Annotated in this window: 1 protein-coding gene; it reads left to right on the forward strand. The window is 73.3% G+C overall.

The annotated features are described in order from the left end of the window. A partial coding sequence (locus ACFP3U_RS36980; protein WP_380230163.1) for a polyketide synthase dehydratase domain-containing protein occupies positions 1–708 on the forward strand: 708 nt, incomplete at both ends.

Here is a 708-nt window from a genome sequence, read left to right on the forward strand (position 1 = left end):
TTCGGGACGGCCATCCTGCCCGGCACCGCCTTCGTCGAACTCGCCCTCCACGCCGCCGACCAGGTCGGCTACCGCGTCCTCGACGAACTCACCCTCGAACGCCCCCTCGTCCTCACCGACACCACCCACAGCGTCATCCAGGTCACCGTCACCACCCCCGACACCGACGGCCGCCGCACCGTCACCATCCACTCCCGCCCCCACACCACCGACACCGGCCTCACCGACGACTGGACCCGCCACGCCGTCGGCACCCTCACCGACACCCCCACCACCCCCGCACCCTTCACCGGCACCTGGCCCCCCACCGGCACCCAGCGCGTGGACACCGCCGACACCTACCAGCGGCTCAGCACCGTCGGCTACGGCTACGGGCCCGCCTTCCAGGGGCTCACCGCGCTCTGGCAGCAGGGCCAGGACCTCTACGCCGAGGTCGTCCTGCCGACCGACGCCGACGGCTTCGCCCTGCACCCCGCCCTGCTCGACGCGGCCCTGCACCCGCTCCCCGCCGGCGACCTGTGGGTCCCGTTCTCCTGGAACGGCGTCCAGCTCCACGCCACGGCCGCCAGCACCCTGCGCGTCCACCTCAACCGCCGCAGCGACAGCGCCGCCCAGCTCACCGCCTACGACACCACCGGCAACCCCGTCATCACCGTCGACGACCTCCGCCTCCAGCGGATGTCCCCCGACCAACTCGCCACCACCGCC

It is taken from the genome of Kitasatospora misakiensis (assembly GCF_042656005.1).
In the GTDB taxonomy this organism is placed as follows: domain Bacteria; phylum Actinomycetota; class Actinomycetes; order Streptomycetales; family Streptomycetaceae; genus Kitasatospora; species Kitasatospora misakiensis.